A 19,969-nucleotide genomic window follows, 5' to 3' on the forward strand; every position below is an offset into this window, starting at 1 on the left:
GGCTAGGCGTGAAAGTTTTCCTTACAAAATTCCAGAAAAACTTCCGAGCGCTTGGGTAGGCGCACATTGGCAGCCCTAGCGACTACCAGTGATAAGGGCCTGGCATTTTCGGCCAGAGGTATAGCGACGATGCTGGAGCCGTCGTAGCATATATTGGTTTGCGGCGATAAATTCACTATAGAGTAACCATAGCCATTGCCCACTAAGCTGCGCACTAACTCATAGCTGCCGGTGCGGTGGCGAATTTGCGGCTTAAAGCCGTGGCCATCAAACAGCGATTGGAAATACTCTCGGCTATGGGGTAAATCGAGTAGCACCATGGTTTCGTGCTCTAAGTCTTTAAACTTCAAGCTTTTCTTTTTCGCTAGCTCATGGTCGGCGGGTAGTAATACCTTGGGGGTGAGCTGCGCCAGCTCATGTATTTTAATTCTATCGCCTAGGCCCAAATCATACACAAAGGCCAGCTCGGTTTTACCCGAGAGTAGCGATTGGCTGATCTCTTCTATATTGCCTTCATTCAGTACAAAGCTAACGTCGGGGTAGAGTTCATTAAACTGGTTTATGAGCTTGGGTATGTATAACGGGGCTAAAGTCACAAAGCAGCCTAGGTTAATCTCCCCCGATAGCGACTGGCTATGCTCTTTAATATGGGTTTGCACGTCTTCCGCATGGCGCAGTAGCTGGGTGGCTTCAGTGAGCAAATCGCTGCCGGCCTGGGTTAGCGATACCCCTTTGGCGTGATGGCGTATAAGTAGCTGTACACCAAAGTATTCTTCCAGTTGATTGATGGCATTGGAGATGGCCGGCTGGGATACAAACAGGTGTTCGCTGGCAGTCGTGACATTGCCGTATTCCGCCACGGCGAGGAAATAACGTAGTTGTTTGAGGGTAAATTTCATAATAATTAGTTATTTCTTGAACAGATATGATCAAAGAATATTATCTATCAAGGGATTTAGCTAGCCAGATTTGCATAATAAAAACTTATTTAAGGTAGATAAATAAAATATTTTACAGATTTAGTCACAGTATTCACACTCGGTTACAGATTTTGATTTCATCCTGTGAACTAAGGGGTGATAGATGATGATTAACCAATATTAGGTGACACAAGTGAAAGACTTTTCTAAGTATCAAACCCAAGAGCTGCATGCCAAAGACCTAAAACACAATATGCACCCCTTTACCGATTTTGCCACTTTTAAAGAGGAAGGCTCTTTGATTATGGCTGAGTCTGAAGGTGCCTATGTGTATGACACCGAAGGTAATAAGTACCTGGATGGTATCGCTGGGCTCTGGTGTGTAAACATAGGCTACGCTAACGAAGAAATGGGCGAGGCCATGGCCGAGCAAACACGCCGTATCCCCTATTACTCTAGCTTTGGTCACCTAACTACCCCACCTGCGGTAGAGTTGTCAGAAAAGCTGGTATCACTAGCGCCTAGTAATTTAAACCATGTGTTTTATGGCACTGGCGGCTCCATGTCTAATGACACCGCCGTACGTATGATACATTTTTACTTTAACCGCCTAGGTAAAAAAGATAAAAAACAAATCATTACTCGCACCGACGGTTACCACGGCAGCACTTACTTGGCCATGAGCTTAACGGGTGTTGAATACGACCATATCGGTTTTGATTTGGCCCCGGACTTAGTACACCGCGTATCGGCCCCCAATGTTTACCGCCGCCCAGATGGTATGACCGAAGCTGAGTTTTGTGACTTTTTAGTAGACGAGCTAGAGCAAAAAATCTTAGCCATAGGCCCAGAGCGGGTAGCGGCTTTCTTTGCTGAGCCTATAGCGGGTGCCGGTGGTGTGTTAGTTCCACCTGCGGGCTACCACAAGCGCATTGCCGACGTCTGTAAAAAATACGAAGTATTTTTGGTGTCGGATGAAGTGGTTACCGCTTTTGGCCGCTTAGGTGAAATGTTTAGCTCTGAAAGCGTGTTTGGTTTTCAGCCTGATATCATCACCTGTGCCAAGGGTTTGACTTCAGGTTATATTCCACTGTCGGCTAATTTAATCTCCGATGAAATTTACGATGTTATCAGTGTGCCGCAGGCTAAGGGCGCTATGTTTACTCATGGTTTCACTTACTCGGGCCACCCGGTTAGCTGTGCAGTAGGTTTAAAAAATATAGAGATTATGGAACGCATGGATTTATGTAACCATGTTAAAAAAGTGGGTAAGTATTTTGAAAACCAACTTAAAGAAAAAATCTCTAGCTTGCCTATAGTGGGCGATGTTCGCGGTAGTCACTTTATGATGTGCGTAGAAAACGTAGCCAATAAAGAAACTAAAGAGCTGCTACCTGCAGAAGCTGAAATTGGTAACCGCATAGCTGCCAAGTGTGAAGAGGCAGGTGTGTTGATACGCCCCTTAGCGCACAAAAACATTATGTCTCCGCCATTAATTTTAAATGTGCAAGAGGTGGATACTATCGTAGAAACCCTACACAAAGGTATTTGCGATGTGCAGGATGAGTTGATTCGCGAAGGCTTGTGGAAAGGCTAGTATAGCTTCTGTTCGTCAGGCCCATAGGTGTTGCACTTATGGGCCTTTTTTATACCGCTTTAAATATTTTGCTTGGTGAGTTAGCGGGTGCTTATTGCTCAAATAACTTCACTAAGGGCGCTAGCTCTGTTTCGTAATGTCGCCAGTGCTGTTGGCTGCTGCGGTAAATTTTTTGTTTTACCTGTGCCGCACTGGGGGTAGAGACTGCGTGTTTGGATTGGTGGAAGTCCAGTAGTTGTGGCTGCCAGTCTAAGTTTAAAAAACGCATTAGCGCTTGGCTTTGGGCAATGGGGTCGCTAACCAACTCATCATAGTGCAGGGTATAAAACCGCTGAGGTAGGCACTGCTGCCAGTGGTCAGTAAGCTCTTTGTAGCCTTGGTAGTAATGCCCTAGGTCTGTTAGTGAATAGCTGTAGTTGGCCGAGTTAAAGCGAAACAGGTGCTTATAGTTGCTAAAGCAGGCATCCATAGGGTTGCGCCTAATATGCACAAACTTGGCCTGTGGTATGGCCTTGGCAATTGCGCCTACTAATATAAAGTTAAAAGGGTATTTGTCTATAAAATAAGGGGTGTTGCCCGCTAGGGGGATGCAGCTTTGTAAGTAGAGCTTGCCCAGTAGTGCGTGATTCACATTTGCAAGATTTTGGTAGCGCTCTATGCCGCTATGTTGTGGATTAAGCTGGCTGCAGGCGGCTTCAAAAAAACGATTAAAGTGTAGTAGCTCGCCAGCAGTACTAAGCTGTGGGCTGCCATTGATAATTTGTTCTACCAAGGTGGTGCCGGTGCGAGGCAGGCCTACAATAAAAATGGGCTGGGCCGGATGGCTGTGGTTAGTTGCGGGCTGCTGTAAAAACGCTTGTGTATAGCTGCTGGCGAGGTGTTTAAAAAGAGCTAAGTCATCCTCTACCTCATAAGGGTGTAGTTGTTGATAGGCCAGGCTGCCTTGCTGCAAGTGTTGAAAGCTGCTGCGGTAGTCCTGTTGTTTTTCTTTGATTCTAGCTAGGGCGTAATGTAGGTAAATCTGTGCATTGGCATTGTTGCTATTATCGCTTAGCTTTTTTTCTAACTGTTTAATAGTCAGTTCTGGTGTGTCTAGCGTTAATTGGCTGAGCTGCCAGCAGGCCATATAGTCTTGGGGATTATGCTCTATGGCTAGGTTTAAATGCTTAAGCGCTTTTTTGTTTTGGTTATAAAGCTGGTATATCACCCCTAAGTCATTGTGAATATTGGCAGGGGCTTGATGCTTGCTGCTAAGGCTGGCGGCTTTGCTATAAAACGCTAAGGCCTGCTTAAAATCTTTGAGTTTTCTATAGGTGGTGGCAATAAGTATTAGGGTTTCAGTGGTGTTTATGCTGTTTATATCTAAATCATCGACAATTTCTTTAGCCATGCTCAGGGCGTGGCATGAAATATTAACGATGGCATTGCCATGGCTAAGCAGCTTGGCTTGGTAGGCTAGGTAGTGCTTGTTATTGGCTGCTAGTTTTATCGCTGACTCTAGGCAGAAATAGGCTTTGCCTAAATTATTAAGGCGTTCGTACACTATAGCGGTTAAAAACCAGCTGGGGGCATGCCTGGGGTGTTTTTGTAACTCGCTTTGCAGCTGTGACAAGGCAGCTTCTAGTTCGCCATTATCAATTAGCTTTAATACATCACTCATGCTCTGATCTTTTTGTTAGGGGCTATGCCGCAGTATAAACACACTCTAAGCTTTTCTGACAAGCCGCTGTTATGTAAAAAGATGCATACATAAGTTTAATGTATCTAGTCTTAAATAAAATAGTATTTTAAATAATCGTTATCCATCCGTAGTCTGAAATGATTGCAAAGCAAGGTGCAGTTTACTTTTAGGTTTGTTTTGCATCGTGTTAAAGGTGTTTTATAAAAGCTGTAATCATCTTTTATGACAAGAGTTATAAATAAAAAATAATGTGGGATAGATAATGAAAAATACAGTGAATTTAAAAAAACTGTCGCTGGCAGTTTCTATGGCCGTTGCAGCACAAGCCGCGATAACGCCGCTGGCTCATGCCTTGCAAATGGAAGAAGTGGCGGTTACTGCCCGTAAACAAACTGAGTCAGCGCAAGATGTGCCTATTGCGATTAGCGCTTTCTCTGGCGACTTAATGACCGACTTAGGGGTTTCTGAGTCCGGCGATATAGCTTTGTTTACCCCTAACTTTACTTGGCATACCGAGTTTGGCCGCGCTTCACCACAGCCTTATATGCGCGGCATAGGTACCAATAACTTCTCCCCTATTAACAACGGCCCTATCGCTATTTATCAAGATAACGTGTTTATAGGCCCCAATGTGGCGCAGGGTTTTGCTACCTTTGATGTAGAGCGTGTAGAGGTGCTAAAAGGCCCGCAGGGCACGTTATATGGCCGTAACTCTACTGGTGGTTTAATTAATTTTATTTCCGTGAAACCAGAGATAGGCGCGGGTGTCACCGGTTATGTTAACGCCGAGATAGGTAGCCATAACACCCGCAATATTGAGGGTGCGGTTGGTTTTGACTTGGGCGATTCTGCTGCTGGCCGTGTCTCGTTTTTACGTGCTGAAAATGACGGTTACACGAAAAACATTAACCCTGAAAGCAGCGGCGATGCTGGCATAGTCGATGATATAGCGCTGCGTGCCCAGTTATTGGTTGATGCGGCCGATGGCTTGAGCATATTAACCAATGTGCATTACGGTAAGGCTGACCCCGATACTGCGCCGTTTAAAAATGTAGGCCTGCAAGACCCTAACAGCTATAACCCGGCTACCTATTCTTTTGAAGATCCCTGCGCCAATCCCGGACTGGGTAGCGGTTGTACGGATTTGTACACCGGCTTTGTAGACAACAAAGACCTGTACAAAACTTCTAAGGCTGATGACTCTGAAGAAGTTAAAACGGTAGGTATATTTGTTAACGTTGATTACGATATCGATGGTGAAAAATCGCTGCACTCTATCACCTCTTATGACGAGGCCGAGCTGCGTCGCTTTGATGATGTTGATGATGGTGCTATAGGCTTAGAGAACGATTACTACGCTGATGATTTTACTTGGTACAGCCAAGAGTTGCGTTTATCCAGCAACACTGATGAGAGCATTTGGCATGCCGGTGCTTACTATTACCACGAAACCGCCGAAGGTACTCAAATTTGGACCAACCCCATTTTTGGTGCCGGTGAAGGTAATGAGCACGAGATTGAAACTACCAGCTATGCCTTTTTTGGCCAGTACGGTACCGACCTAAGCGAGCGCTGGAGCTTTACCGGTGGCCTGCGTTGGACTTACGAAGAAAAAGACATCAAAAAATACAATGGCTTTATGCCGTTAATTAGCAACCCCGGTAACTACGGTGACGGTGTTTTATATTCTTTAGCTGAAGCTAGAGCCGCTGGTGGCATAGATGAGTCTTACGGTATTACTGTAGGTACCCCGCGCGCCAAAGACTGGGACGAAATTACCGGCCGTATCTCGTTTGATTACCGCACCGATAACGACAACCTGGTTTATATTTCGCTATCGCGCGGCTTTAAAGGTGGCGATGTAAATGGCGCGGCCTTCTTAGATGATTATATTCCCACTACAGCTGGCGATAATGGTCTTAACCCCGGCTGTGAGTTGGCGGCAGGTTCTACCCGCTGTGCCGATTCGGTAGCGGCTTTCCAAGCCAAGCTAGAGCCGGTAGACCCGGAGCTATTGGATGCCTTTGAAATCGGTTTTAAAGGTGATTTCTTAGATGGCAACCTGCGTGTTAACGGTGCGGTGTTTTACTACGATTATCAAGATCAGCAAAACACCATACTGTTTCAGGTACCTGGCGTAACGGGGCCTCAGGGCAGCACCACGGTATTGGCTAATGCGGCCAGCACCGAGATGCCCGGCCTGGAATTTGAAATTATCGCCACTCCCACAGAGAATTGGTACTTGCAGTTTAACGGTGGTTGGTTAGATGCCGAATACGATGATTTTGGCGACAACACCGGCAACCAGATTTCATTAACGCCTAAAACACAGTTCTCTGGTTTGGTGCGCTATGACTTTAATCTGGAGAGCGGTGCCATAATTGCTGTGCAAACCGATGTGTCATGGCAGAGCAAAACCTACTTCCAGCCCACTAATAAAGAGCACTTAGAGCAAGACGCTTATGCCCTGTGGGGTGCGCGTTTCTCTTATACCTCTTCGGATGATCGCTGGACTACAGCGCTGTTTGCCAAAAACCTGGGTGATAAAGAGTACTTCGGTTCTGGCTTTGATGTTAGCTCACTGGGCTACCTTGCTCTTAAACCCGGCGCTCCTCGCTATATAGGTTTAAGTGTGGACTATAAATTTGGGGGCTAATACTGAGCAGCCGTATTAGCTGATTAGATAGTCGACAATAAAGAGTAAGGTGTTTGGGTTAGGGTAGTTGCTGTGAGGGCGTCAACCCTAGCCCCTTTTTTTATAAGTGATAGCTGGTGTTTGAGCGGCTACTCATGTTCACAGCCGCTAGCAATAGCGGTCAATATTAAGATAAATTTAAGTTATCTTATACCTATCTATTTTGTATTTTAACTATCCCCCCATCTCATGCACTCTCAGGTAGTACACATGGGTTAAGCGCATTCCTTAGCGTTAAAGCTTTCCTAAGGTATCGCTATAAGCCACTGCATAATAATTAAAAGGGTGGGGATATGATAAATAAAGTACTCAATAAAAAATTACCGCTAGCCGTTGCCGTGGGCCTAGGCGCGCAGGCGCTATTGGCACCACTGGCCCATTCATTAGCGCTAGAAGAGTTAATCGTTTCTGCCCGTAAACAGGCCGAAACAGCGCAAGATGTACCCATAGCCGTTACCGCCATTTCCGGCGATATGATGACCAGCTTAGGGGTGAGTGAGGCAGGCGACATCGCCTTATATACGCCCAACTTTACTTGGCATACCGAGTTTGGCCGCGCCTCGCCGCAGCCCTATATGCGCGGCATAGGCACCAATAATTTTGCCCCTATTAACAACGGCCCCATCGCCATTTATCAAGACGGTGTGTTTATAGGCCCTAATATTGCGCAAGGTTTTGCCACCTTTGATGTAGAGCGGGTAGAGGTGTTAAAAGGCCCGCAAGGTACTTTATATGGCCGTAACTCTACCGGTGGTTTAATTAATTTTATCTCTGTTAAGCCTGAGATAGGTCAAGAGCCTTCAGGTTATATCAATGTAGAAGTCGGCAGCCACGACACCAAAAACTTTGAAGGTGCTTTTGGTTTTAGTATGGGTGATCAGTTTGCTGGTCGCGTATCGGTGCTGCGCGCCACCAGTGATGGCCCTTTCGATAATATCAACCCTGAAAGCAATGGCGAGGCGGGCCAGATAGATGATTTTGCCGCCCGCGCTCAGTTGCTATTTGATAATAACGAGGGCCTAACCATATTAACGAATTACCACTACGGTAAGGCCGAGCCCGATACCGCGCCCTTTAAACAATTGAGCCTGCAAGATGCCGCCGATCCCTCCCAGCCCTGTGCTAACCCCGGTGTGGGCCGCACGGGCTGTAGTGATATTTATACCGGCTTTGTGGAAGACAGTGATATTTTCAAAACTCAAAAAGCCGATGACTTTGAGCATGTGGATACCGAAGGGTTATTGGTACGTATAGATTATGAAATCAATTACGACATGTCGCTTTATTCGGCCTCTTCCTACGATGAAGCCTCGCTGCGCCGCTATGATGACACCGATGACGGCCCCTTTGGTTTAGAGAATGATTACTACGCCGATGATTTTCGTTGGTATAGCCAAGAGCTGGGTATAGCTAACCAAAGTGATACCGCCATGTGGCACTTGGGTACCTATTACTACAACGAAAAAGTACATGGTGCGCAACTGTGGACTAACCCTATCTTTGGCACCGGCGAAGGTAACGAGCATGAAATAGAAACCACCAGCTATGCCCTGTTTGGCCAGTACGATTATGACTTTAATGAAACCTGGGGGGCGACCATAGGCTTGCGTTGGAGCTATGAAGAAAAAGAAGTACATAAATACAATGGCTTTTTACCCTTTATTAACAACCCCGGTAACGAGGGCGATGGCCCTATCTTTTCATTGGCCGATGCCCGTGCTGCCGGTGGTATAGACGAGTCTCACGGTGTGACCGTGGGCACGCCTACCGCCAAAGATTGGGACGAAATTACCGGCCGTATTTCGGTGGATTACAACACCGAAGAGGGGCACTTAATCTACGCTTCTATAGCTAGAGGCTTTAAGGGCGGCGATGTTAATGGTGCGGCTTTTATGGATGAATATGTACCCGCAGGTGTTAATGGCTGTAGTGCTGGCGACCCCATCAACCCAACCGCAGCAGGCTCTACTCGCTGTCAAAGTTCGGTAGATGCTTTTAATGCCAAGCTGGAGCCGGTAGATCCTGAATTATTGGATGCTATAGAAATAGGATTTAAAGGCGACTTTATGGACGGTGCCTTGCGCGTTAATGGCGCGGTGTTTTATTACGAATACACCGACCAGCAAAACACCAACCTAATCCCCGTACCTGGCGCGGCGGCGGGTGGCGGTAATACCACCTCGCTGACTAATGCCGGTGAAACTAAAATGCCCGGTATGGAGATTGAGGTGATAGCAACACCTAATGATGCCTGGTATTTACAATTTAATGCCGGTTGGTTGGATGCTGAATACGATAAATTTGAGCCCGATAACTCGGGTAATCAAATTTCATTGACACCAAAATCGCAGTTTTCAGGCTTGGTGCGTTACGACATAGAGCTGGATAGCGGGGCCATAGTGGCCTTGCAAACCGATGTGTCCTGGCAGAGCAAAACCTATTTCCAGCCTACTAATGAGAAGTTTTTAGAAGAAGATGCCTACGCCCTGTGGGGCGCGCGGGTGTCCTACCGCTCGGCCGATAGCCGCTGGACTACCGCTTTGTTTGCCAAAAACCTAACGGATAAAGAGTACTATGGCTCGGGCTTTCAGCTGGACTTTTTGGGTACCAAACAAGTTAAGCCCGGTGCGCCTCGTTACATAGGCCTAAGTGTTAATTATCAGTTTGGTCAATAAGCGACATTAGTGCCTCAGTATTGTTGCCCGTTAACCGAGCCCGCTAAGACTCAGAGCCGGCTCGGTTTTTTTTATGGGCAGCAAAATGTGGTAAATAAGTATCATCCTATGAGCAGCTCACCTATTGGCCTGGGAAAGGCTTTCTCTTGCCCCGAGGGGGCAGTTAATGTGGTATATAAGAGCAATATTTCGTTAGTCAGATTGAGAGGGGGTGGCCAGCCGGTGCTGATAACCGACTGGGGGGGGGAAGCTTATTCCGCAAAGTCCATTAGTTGTTTCGGTGTAATGGTTTCATCGGCAAGTAGTTTTGGCGGGATAGAAAGATTCTTATTGATTATTTGCTTGGCAAGCATAAATTCTTGAGGCCTGTTAACGCAGTCTGCGGCAATAACTTTTCCCTCTTTCAGATAAAAGGCTGAAAAGCTGCGATTGGTATTTGGGTTTCCGCGTAACACCATTTCATCATGGTTTTGATTAAGGCCAACCATCTGAAGTTTTAAGTCATATTGATCTGACCAAAACCAGGGGGCGGTATTATGAATATTGCGGTTATTACATATGCTTGATGCAGCTGTTTTGGCTTGCTCATTAGCATTCGCTACTGACTCTAAGCGTGTGTACTGTTGATAAAAAGGATTAAAGTAGTTGGCGCAGTCACCAGCAGAAAACACATCTGGGTCTATGGTTTGGCAGTGCTGGTTAACAACTATCCCATTCATTATCTCCAGGCCCACCTCGTTGGCTAGCTCTATGTTAGGAGTTACTCCAATGCCAATAATAACAAGATCTGCGTCATATACGCGGCCGTCTTCGCAGATAACCTTGTTGACTCTGTCAATTCCTGTTAAAGCAGAAACAGTAACGCCTGTTTTAATGCTTACGCCTTGTTCTTCATGAATGCGGGTGTAAAACTCAGATAGCGCTGGGGCGGCAACGCGAGCGAGTATGCGCGGAGCCATTTCTAATACGGTAACATCAAGGCCTATGCTTTTTAGCATGGCGGCAGTTTCTAAACCTATATAGCCGCCACCTACAATAATGGCTTTATGATATTGGTCAATAGAGTTTTTAATTACGTTGACGTCATCAATGGAGCGAAGATAGGCGACGCCTTTTAGCTTAGATCCAGGGATGTTAAATTTTCTAGCTCTTGAGCCAGTGCAAATGGCTAGCTTGTTATAAGAAAGTTTTTCTTCGTTTTCTAGTGTCACCGTCTTGTTTTTTCTGTCAATGGCTTTTACGGTTGAGTTTAGTCTTACTTCAATATTATTTTTTTTATAAAATTCATCTGGTCTTATCAGTATGTCTTTAGGTGATTTCTTTCCTAAAAGAAAGTCTTTAGAAAGAGGCGGGCGGTGATAAGGTGGGTGTGATTCGTTGCTGACTATAGTGATGTTGCCTTCCCATCCCTCTTGTATAAGACTGGAGGCTAGCTGAGATGCGGTGTGGCTTCCTCCTATAATAATGCATGTTTTAAGCATGTTGTTCTCTTTGTTGAAGTTGGTTTTTTGATTGGTTATTTGTATTGTGTTTTATGTTTTTGGGTTTGTATAATATTAAAATAAATGTTGTGTAATAACTTTTCTTTATCTTTATGTGTTGCCTGTTGATAAAGAGTTATTATTGCAATAAAAAGATAATAATATTTTACAGTCCTGTGTTATCTATTGATAATTTCCTTTCTTCAGTCATCTCTATTAAAAGCAGAATGATTTTATGGTTGTTAATGTTTTTTAGTGAAAAGCTATGTGGCTTTTTAGATGCTGAATTTTCTTGTTTTTATTATAAATGCTTAAGGTGCTAATTATGGTTGCTGTTAAATATGTTCAGCATGATGGTTTTGAGTGTGATGTTGATATTCCTGCTGGAAATACAGTTATGCAAGGAGCTGTGTCGAATATGATAGAGGGGATAGTTGCTGAATGTGGTGGTGCTGGTGCATGTGCAACTTGCCATTGCTATGTGGGCGAAGAGTGGTTGGAGAAAGTCGCTGATGCAAATGAGATAGAGAAAGAAACTTTAGAAATGGTTGGCTGTGTTAGGAGTGGGAGTCGGCTAAGCTGTCAAATAAAAGTAACAGAAGATATGGATGGGCTAATAATTTATATTCCTGAATCCCAATATTAGGGGGGGTATGGATAAGAATATAGCCGCTTTCTGTGTTTATATAAACTTGTAGTTTGGTGGCTCGCTCTATTAACGGCCTCTATGTTTGAGGTTGTTAATAGAGCGAGGGGGGATAGTATTATAGGTAGCCCTCTTCTTTTAGGTCGTGAGTGGTTTCAATAATACTTTCTCTTAAAATAGAGACTAGTACATCTATTTGAGTTTTGCTCATGGTGAGCGGAGGAGATAATACGTTCATGTGTGCGAGAGGTCGAACAATTAGCCCTCTTTTTTGGCAGCGCTTTGAAATTCTATCGCCAACAGCTGCTTTCGGAGGAAATAGCTCTTTAGTTTCTTTGTTGGCAACGCTTTCAAGACAAATCATAAAGCGCTTTCCTCGTACATCGCCAATGATGGGTAGGCTAGCTAAGGATTTCAGCTCTTCTTCAAAGTAGTCGCCGGCATTTTTTGCATGTTGACAGATGCTTTCTTTTTCTAAAATCTCGATGTTTTTTAGTGCTGCAGCACAAGATACCGGATGACCGGAGTAGGTGAATCCATGAGTGAAAAGTGAGCCTTCTGCTTGAGGTACGCTAATAACATCATAAATTTTATCGGAAAGAATCGTTGCTCCTAACGCGGCATAGCCAGAAGTTAGCCCTTTAGCACAGGTAATCATGTCTGGCACTATGCCAAATTCATCCTCTGAGGCGAAAAAATGACCCAGCCGACCAAAAGCTGTAACCACTTCATCCGAAACATAAAGAACATCATATTTTCGGCAGACATCTAAAGTACGTTTATGATAACCCTGTGGCGGCACAATAACACCGCCAGCGCCTAATATAGGTTCGGCAAAAAATAATGCCACGTTATCAGGCCCCAATTCTAATATTTTGTCCTCTAGCTCTTGTACTAAATGATCGCAGAAAGCTTCGGTGCTCATACCTTCTGGTCGTCGGTAGGGGTTGGGGCAAGAAATGTTATGCACTAAGTCTTCGTGTTGGTCAAAGCCTATGTGATCAAATTTGACGCCGGTAATAGACATTGTCATATAGGTGCTACCATGATAGCCATCTATGCGTGATATGATTTTTTTCTTCGATGTTTTACCTAGCTGGTTAAAGTAAAAGTGAGCAATGCGCACAGCGGTGTCATTGGCGACTGAGCCTCCGCAGCCATAAAAAACATGATTGAGAGTGTCGGGCGCTAATTCGGCAAGCTTGGCAGCAAGCTCTGCTGCTGGCGGGGTTGTAACATGACCAAAAGGGGTATAAAAACAAAGTTCTAGTGCCTGGTCGGCCATTGCTTGAGCGATTTCTTTACGGCCGTAGTCAACATTAACGCACCATAGCCCGCCAATTCCATCTATATACTTTTTCCCATCAGAATCTCTAACGTAGATATCTTCAGAGTCAGCCATAACTAACGACCCTTCCTTGTTAAAGGTTGAGAAATCAGTAAATGGATGTATAAAGTGGTCTTTATCCTTTTTGCGTAAAGCTTCCGTGTTATATTTAAGTTGAGTCATTAAAACAGGCTCCATAATTATCGGTAGTGATTATTGTTGCTATCTAACTAAAGGTGATTGGTAGATTTTTTTGAATTGGTATAGCGCTGGCGAAATGCAAATCGTTGCGGCGGTCAGTAGCGCCATGCCAAAAAACAATACGGGGTGATAAGATTGGCTAGTTAATTGTTGGTTGACATTATTACCAACGAGCAGGGCGGCTATAAAAGGCCCAGTTACTAAAGCTATTCCTATTGCACCATTGCCTAAGGCTAGAGAGCTGCCGCTGGGGTCTGAGTCTGACAGTATGCCTAAAAGATAGGGTAGTACGCAGTTCCATACACCAAATAATAAAAATATGGCAGTGGCATAGTTGTAAAAAGTTTGTTGCTCCAGTTTAAGCATTAGCAAAGAGATTATTAGTACAGCATTACCCAATAAAATGGGAAGCATGCGGCCGTATCTAGTGCTTAATTTGGCAGCAATTAGCCCACCTAATATTCCACCTATCATGGATAGTGATAGGCTTAAGCTGGTTTTATCAATGCTTAGCCCGCCTGCTCGGCCTAATAGCTCTGCATAGGTGTAGGGGGCCATCAGGCCGCATTCAAATAAAAAGAGTGCCAGCATGCCCCAGGCTGCGATTTTATAGTTGCCTGCTTTTTTTGACGGTGCGTGTGGTGTTGCTTGCTGTGATCTGTTGCTGGGCACGTAACCCATAAATAATAAACCTGTGATACATAAAAGGCTAAACAATAGAAAAATGCCGTCGATGCCGTAGTGCTGGTTAATACTTGGGAATAAATAGAAACACATCCCAGAAATAATGCTTTGTGCGACTAGCCACCAGCCATAAGCTGAATCAGAATCATGCATTTTTCCTATAGTGGCTAGCAGTATTGCAGTGACAGTGCCAGCCCCTAAGCCAGAAAGTAATCTGGCAGCCATTATCAGATAATAGTCGTTACAAATAATAGACAAACCATTAGCTAAGGCCATTAATAATAGGGCCTTTGTACATAAAGAACGCCATGAAAGCTTTCTCATTATTAAAAAAGATAAGAATGTACCCAAGGTGTAACCGGCCATATCAGCACTGGCAATAAATCCTGCCTTTTGCGGACTGACGTTGTAAGATTCAACAATGCCAGAAACCAGTACGGGAACCATAATAATGATTACAAAGGGTATGGAGCATAATGTGGTTATTACTAATATGGATATTTTGCTATTAAGATCAGCTGTGTTTTTGTAGTTCATGTGACAGACCTTGGTTTTTATACCGTCTATCGCCAGTTGTCGATAGACGGTATTTCTGTTTTTAATCAGGCATTTTTAATTTAGCTTTCTTGCTAAATATTGATAAAACTCCAGGTTAGACTCTTCCAGTCTGCATAAAGGCCCGCCGCCAGATAGCATACCCTTGGCTCCCCTAAAAATACCTTCTACAACAAGTTTGTCTTCCTCATTGACAGAGTTGAAAAAGCTAATAGTTTTTTCTATAAAGTCTTTTTTATCTTCTTCGGTTTTTTCGGCTAAAACTTCAGGGGCAATGCTAACTCCATAGCGCACTTGTACTTTGTCTACGCCTTTGGGTTGTAGCGATAGGTACCAAAAATAATCGGGGGCTACAGCAATTAAATGTGATGGATAAATGCTGGCGAGAACGGTAGTGTTGCGCCACTGGCCTGTTAAGGCTGTATTGTCGGGATGGGCTATGCCGGCAACGCCTTCTTTTTTTCTGATCAGGTGATAATTAAAATGCTCTGTGCCTGGGGTCATTTCCATATCTGCCAGAGGCGATATAGGCCCTATTGTTCCCCTATGCGCTCTGGGTAGGTGGTAGCTTTCCATAAAGTTTTCGGCCAGGCATTTCCAGTTAGTATCCCAGGTGCTGTCGGACTGTGTTATTTGTACATAGTTTTCCATATGGTAGGGAGCCAGTATTTCACGTAAGGGCTCTAGCTGATCGCTGATGGCTGAGGCATCGTCGTTCAAGGTGACATATATCCAGCCCTCCCATAGTTCAGTTCTAACTTCGGGCAGGCGATGTTCGCTGGGGTCAAAGCCCTCGCGGCAATGCATTTCTGGGCCGCGCACTAACTGGCCATCGGTTTGATAAGTCCAGGCGTGATAGGGGCATACAATGGGCCGGGTTTGTTTGCCTTTGCCTTCCAGCAATACCATCAGTCTATGCAGGCAAACATTGGAGTAACTGCGAATTTCATTATCAGCGTTACGTATGGTGTAAATGGGTTGCTCTGCGATCTCGGAGGTTAGATAGTCGCCAGCTTCGGGTAGCTCGCAGCTGCGGCCTATGCATATCCAGTCTGTTCGAAATATCTTTTCAAGCTCCAGCTGATTAAAGGCCTGTGAGGTATACGCTTGAGGGGAAAGAGAGTGGGCTTTCTGGATATTTTTATTGGCGTTTTCACTAATCTCATCAAGTAGTTGCTGTAGTGGTTTGTTGGCTGCACTGCTAGTTTTCATTGTCATCGACACCTTTATCGTCGTTACTCTATAAGCCCTGTTGTTTGGCTTATGGTTGGTGATGTATTGAAAACTTAGTTTGCTGACTGCCCAGTCATTTGTATAATATTAAATAATCAGTCCTGCGATAAATTTTAATTATGACTATGAACTTAAAGCAATTACGCTATTTTTTGGCGGTGGTAGAAGTGGGCAATGTCACTAAGGCTAGCCAGAACTTATATATCTCCCAGCCAGCAATATCGAATGCAATCAAACAGTTGGAAGATTATCTGGATGTTCAGCTATTGATTCGTTCTCATGCTAAAGGGGTATCACTAACCGAGGCCGGTAAAGATCTTGCCGTAAAGGCGAAAGCATTACTGAGTTATGCTGAGGATGTTGAAAATCAAGTGCGTGATTTGGGGCAGGCGTTAAGTGGAGAGCTCTCTATTGGTTGTTTTGTTACTTTGGCTCCTTTTCTTCTGCCGGGTTTAATGAAAGCTTTAAAAGAGCAGTACCCCAAGGTTAGTTTGAAAGTGCTAGAGGGTAATGCTGAGCAGTTGCAAGCGGCACTGATGAACGGCGATATAGAGCTGGCGCTTATGTATGACCTGGCTTTAAACCCCAGCCTGGATATTAAAGTTAAGAAGGTAGCGCCGCCCTATGTTGTGCTTCCTGCAAATCATACCCTGGCTCAAAATGAAAAAGTAAAGCTAAGTGAGCTGAAGGACATGCCCTATATTCTGTTAGATTTGCCATTAAGCCGAGAGTACTTTTTATCTATCTTTGATGCTGCCGATATTATCCCTAATATTTTTATGCGTACGGGTAGTTATGAGTTGGTGCGCTCTATGGTGGCGGCGGAGCAAGGCTATTCTGTTCTGGCTATGCGTCCCCAGCATGCCACAACCTATTATGGCGAGGGGGAGGTTGCATGTGTTGCATTACAAAACCCCTGTGCTGATATTGCGGTGGTGTTGGCAGCTGTAGAGGGCTTGCGATTATCTCGTAAGGCCGAGGCGTTTAAGGAAATTTGTTCTGACTTGCTAGCACTGCAGGGGTGAGTTGTTTAAACATGCCGCTAAATTAAGAATAAGTAAAATAGTCTTGGTATATAGAGGGTTGGGCAGCATCTTTGCTCAATCGCTATTCTATCGTATTGATAATAAAGGATTATTTCCCTTTACCGATAATTGTGCCTGGCTGAGAAACGCTGGGTGGGCGGTGTTTTGATCAGGATTTAAATAGTTTTTAGTTATCTATGACAACATCTTTTTATATTTTAAATATGCTAGCAAATCACGCACACTCGATGCATCAAGGGTTTAACAGCCCAATTATTACCGCAAGATAATAAAGAGCGAGCCTGTCCATGTCCGATTACAGCTACGAGTATTGGCAAACCCAAGCCAAAAACATCCAATTCAAAAACCAGTCTTTTATTAACGGTGAATACCGTGCCGCCCAGTCGGGTGCAACTTACGATGTTATTAGCCCGGCTAGCGAAGAGTTGCTCGCGCAGGTTAGTGCCTGTGATGAGGCGGATGTGGATGCCGCGGTAGCTTGTGCCCGCAGCAGCTTTGATAGCGGCGTATGGGCAAACCGTTCACCTGCTGAGCGCAAGGCGGTGGTGCTAAAGCTGGCCCAGCTTATTCTTGAGCATAAAGACGAATTAGCACTGTTAGAAACCTTAGATATGGGTAAGCCTGTCATGGATGCCCTTAATGTTGATGTAATGGGTGCCTCTGCCATCCTGGCTTGGTATGCCGAAGCAGCAGATAAAATTTACGACGAAATCGCCCCTACCGGCGACACCGCTTTAGCCACCATGACCCGCGAAGCCATAGGCGTAGTGGCGGCTATAGTGCCTTGGAACTTCCCCCTAGATATTGCCATTTGGAAGCTAGGCCCAGCCTTGGTTGCGGGCAACAGCGTGATTATTAAGCCTGCGGAGCAGTCACCCCATTCGGTGCTGCGTTTAGCGGAGCTGGCTATAGAGGCGGGTGTACCCAAGGGCGTATTTAACGTGGTCACCGGCTACGGCCATGTGGCTGGTAAGGCGCTGGGCTTACATAACGATGTAGATGTTGCCACATTTACTGGCTCTACTGAGGTGGGCAAACTATTTTTACGTTATAGCAGCGAATCAAACATGAAGCCCGTGTGGTTAGAAACCGGCGGTAAAAGCCCCAATATTATTTTTGCCGACTGTGAGAATTTAGATAAAGCGGCGGATAAAGCGGCTTTTGGTATTTTCTTTAATCAGGGCGAAGTGTGCTCAGCTAACTCACGCTTATTGGTTGAAAATTCGATTAAAGATCAGTTTGTAGAAAAAATGGTAGCTCGCGCCAAGGCGGTAGTATTAGGTGATCCACTTAATCCAGAAACCACCATGGGGCCTATAGTCAATCGCAAGCAGGCCGACCGCATGCTGTCATTGATAGAGCAAGGTAAAAAAGAAGGCGGCAAGCTAGTGGCAGGCGGTACTAATAGCAGCATAAACGGCTCTTCCTTATATGTGCAGCCCACCATTTTTGATGGTGTTAATAATGATATGACTATAGCCCGCGAAGAAATTTTTGGCCCAGTATTATCGGTGATAGGTTTCGACACCGAAGAGGAAGCCATCGCCATCGCCAACGACACACCTTATGGTTTGGCGGCCTCGGTATGGACGGATAGTTTAAATAGAGCGCATCGAGTCGCGAAAAAAATCAAGGCCGGTACGGTGTCGGTCAATACCGTTGACGCCCTAAGCCCCATGACCCCCTTTGGCGGTTTTAAACAGTCGGGCATAGGTAGGGATTTATCGATACATGCTTTTGATAAGTTCACGCAAGTGAAAACCACTTGGATAGACTTTAGTTAAGCTAAGCGCAGCCAGGGTATGAAAATGAAACAAGAAACCATAATAAAAAAAGACAGTTTTAAACGTACCCTGGGCTTTAAGGCTTTATTAGCCGTAGCCATAGGGTTAGTGGTATCACAGGGTGTGATGGTGATTATGCTGCAGGGTGCAGGCTTTGCAGGGCTGGGTTTTTTTATTGCCATGGCTATAGGTTATTTGCTGGCAGTGTCCTATGTGTTTTCGTTTTCGGAGCTGGCTTTAATGTTTCCGCGCGCGGGCACCTTAAGTACCTATACCGAAGTAGCCATAGGGCATTTCCCCGCCATAGTTTCAGTGTTTTCTGGTTATGTAGTGGTGGCTATGTTTGCCACCTCTGCCGAGCTAGTGTTGATAGATTTATTACTGGAGCATTTATTCCCCGGCTTAATACCACCTTATGTGGTGGCCTTTGGTATGTTGCTGCTATTTACGCTGCTAAACATTAAAGGGGTAGATATCTTCGCCAAGTTACAATCGGTGCTGGCCTATACCATGATACTGTTTTTGTTATTAATCGGTGGTGTCGCCTCCTATGGTGGTATAGCGGAGCCGCAGGCGGGTATTAATCTTACTGAAAACATCAACCCCATGGGCATAGGTGTCTTATCTTTAGTGGCTTTGGCCGTGTGGGGCTTTGTGGGTGCAGAGTTTGTTTGCCCATTAGTGGAAGAGACCAAACAGCCCGAAAAAAATGTCCCCAGGTCTATGCTGGCTGGGGTTAGCATTATTTTTGTGATTTATATTTTATATTGCTTGGGGGCCATGTTATTTGTGCCCGGTGAAACTTTGGCCTCTGCCGCTTTGCCACACTTAGAGTTTGTAAAAGCCGTATTTGGTGAGCAAGGCCTGGTGTTTTTAACCGTTGCTGCTATTACGGCAACTTGCAGCACGGTTAATACTTCTTTGGCAGCTGTGCCGCGCATGATTTACGGCATGGCCCACAACGGCCAAACTTTCTCCGCATTTAAAACCTTACACAAAAAGTATCAAACCCCTTGGATTGCAATTGTGTTTATTGCGGCGGTTACTGGCTTGCCCATATTGATTTATGGTCGCAATGCCGATGCGATTTTACTGTTGCTAACCGGTGCGGCTATCTCGTGGTTAGTGGCTTATATTATTGCCCATGTGGATGTTATCGTGCTGCGCTATCGCCTGCCTAATCAGTCTCGTCCTTTTAAAACTCCTTTTTATCCGCTGCCACAGATATTGGGCATAGCGGGCATGATCTACGGCATTATTTATGCGGCTCCCTCTGAAGAGTTGGAGTTTCAAATTATGATGATAGCCGGTTCAGTTTTGTTAATAGGTTGTGTGTTGGCTGCCTTATGGGTGAAGTTGGTGATGAAGCGAGGGCTATTTGAGCCCAGCACCGTAAGCGAAGCGCTAAACGACTAGCCAGTATTGATAAACAGGCTGGCGCTTC

General features: G+C 45.1%; 13 protein-coding genes. 7 read left to right on the forward strand and 6 right to left on the reverse strand.

Annotation, left to right across the window (positions count from 1 at the left end):
* Positions 1-2 precede the first annotated feature (2 nt).
* Entirely contained in the window at positions 3-899 is an 897-nt protein-coding gene (locus NO559_RS10170; RefSeq protein ID WP_258331716.1) for a LysR family transcriptional regulator, read from the reverse strand.
* 214 nt (positions 900-1,113) lie between these two features.
* Here NO559_RS10170 and NO559_RS10175 point away from each other — a divergent pair, with 214 nt between their 5' ends.
* The gene (locus tag NO559_RS10175; RefSeq protein WP_258331717.1) at positions 1,114-2,517 is read left to right on the forward strand and encodes an aminotransferase; all 1,404 of its coding nucleotides are present in this window, start codon (positions 1,114-1,116) and stop codon (positions 2,515-2,517) included.
* 91 nt (positions 2,518-2,608) lie between these two features.
* Here the strand turns inward: NO559_RS10175 and NO559_RS10180 are convergent, their stop codons facing one another.
* Positions 2,609-4,177, reverse strand: a complete 1,569-nt coding sequence (locus tag NO559_RS10180) for a tetratricopeptide repeat-containing sulfotransferase family protein (protein WP_258331718.1) — start codon at positions 4,175-4,177, stop codon at positions 2,609-2,611.
* Positions 4,178-4,460: 283 nt separating this feature from the next.
* Between NO559_RS10180 and NO559_RS10185 the strand changes: the two genes are divergently transcribed.
* Both NO559_RS10185 and NO559_RS10190 read left to right on the forward strand, forming a co-directional pair.
* On the forward strand, positions 4,461-6,854 hold the full coding sequence (locus tag NO559_RS10185; RefSeq protein ID WP_258331719.1) for a TonB-dependent receptor: 2,394 nt from the start codon (positions 4,461-4,463) through the stop codon (positions 6,852-6,854).
* 332 nt (positions 6,855-7,186) lie between these two features.
* Positions 7,187-9,568: a TonB-dependent receptor gene (locus tag NO559_RS10190; RefSeq protein WP_258331720.1), complete on the forward strand. Its 2,382-nt coding sequence runs from the start codon at positions 7,187-7,189 to the stop codon at positions 9,566-9,568.
* A 251-nt stretch (positions 9,569-9,819) separates the two neighbouring features.
* Here NO559_RS10190 and NO559_RS10195 read toward each other — a convergent pair whose 3' ends face one another.
* A complete protein-coding gene (locus NO559_RS10195; RefSeq protein WP_258331721.1) occupies positions 9,820-11,049 on the reverse strand; it encodes an NAD(P)/FAD-dependent oxidoreductase in 1,230 nt (409 codons plus the stop codon).
* A gap of 325 nt (positions 11,050-11,374) precedes the next feature.
* On the opposite strand from NO559_RS10195, the gene NO559_RS10200 reads away from it, so the two are divergent.
* Positions 11,375-11,695: a 2Fe-2S iron-sulfur cluster-binding protein gene (locus NO559_RS10200; RefSeq protein WP_258331722.1), complete on the forward strand. Its 321-nt coding sequence runs from the start codon at positions 11,375-11,377 to the stop codon at positions 11,693-11,695.
* A gap of 118 nt (positions 11,696-11,813) precedes the next feature.
* Here NO559_RS10200 and NO559_RS10205 read toward each other — a convergent pair whose 3' ends face one another.
* The 3 genes from NO559_RS10205 to NO559_RS10215 all read right to left on the reverse strand — a co-directional run bounded on the left by NO559_RS10205 (position 11,814) and on the right by NO559_RS10215 (position 15,674).
* Positions 11,814-13,205: an aminotransferase gene (locus NO559_RS10205; RefSeq protein WP_258331723.1), complete on the reverse strand. Its 1,392-nt coding sequence runs from the start codon at positions 13,203-13,205 to the stop codon at positions 11,814-11,816.
* Between the two features lie 39 nt (positions 13,206-13,244).
* On the reverse strand, positions 13,245-14,444 hold the full coding sequence (locus NO559_RS10210; RefSeq protein ID WP_258331724.1) for an MFS transporter: 1,200 nt from the start codon (positions 14,442-14,444) through the stop codon (positions 13,245-13,247).
* Between the two features lie 75 nt (positions 14,445-14,519).
* Entirely contained in the window at positions 14,520-15,674 is a 1,155-nt protein-coding gene (locus NO559_RS10215; protein ID WP_258331725.1) for an aromatic ring-hydroxylating dioxygenase subunit alpha, read from the reverse strand.
* Positions 15,675-15,814: 140 nt separating this feature from the next.
* Between NO559_RS10215 and NO559_RS10220 the strand changes: the two genes are divergently transcribed.
* The 3 genes from NO559_RS10220 (at position 15,815) to NO559_RS10230 (ending at position 19,941) form a co-directional block, all read left to right on the forward strand.
* Positions 15,815-16,720, forward strand: a complete 906-nt coding sequence (locus NO559_RS10220) for a LysR family transcriptional regulator (protein ID WP_258331726.1) — start codon at positions 15,815-15,817, stop codon at positions 16,718-16,720.
* A 308-nt stretch (positions 16,721-17,028) separates the two neighbouring features.
* Complete coding sequence (locus NO559_RS10225; RefSeq protein WP_258331727.1) at positions 17,029-18,525, forward strand: aldehyde dehydrogenase; 1,497 nt, start codon at positions 17,029-17,031, stop codon at positions 18,523-18,525.
* A 24-nt stretch (positions 18,526-18,549) separates the two neighbouring features.
* Entirely contained in the window at positions 18,550-19,941 is a 1,392-nt protein-coding gene (locus NO559_RS10230; RefSeq protein ID WP_258331728.1) for an APC family permease, read from the forward strand.
* The last annotated feature ends 28 nt before the right edge of the window (positions 19,942-19,969 follow it).

Origin of the sequence: Dasania sp. GY-MA-18 (assembly GCF_024734385.1) — a bacterium.
GTDB classification, from domain to species: Bacteria; Pseudomonadota; Gammaproteobacteria; order Pseudomonadales; family Dasaniaceae; genus Dasania; species Dasania phycosphaerae.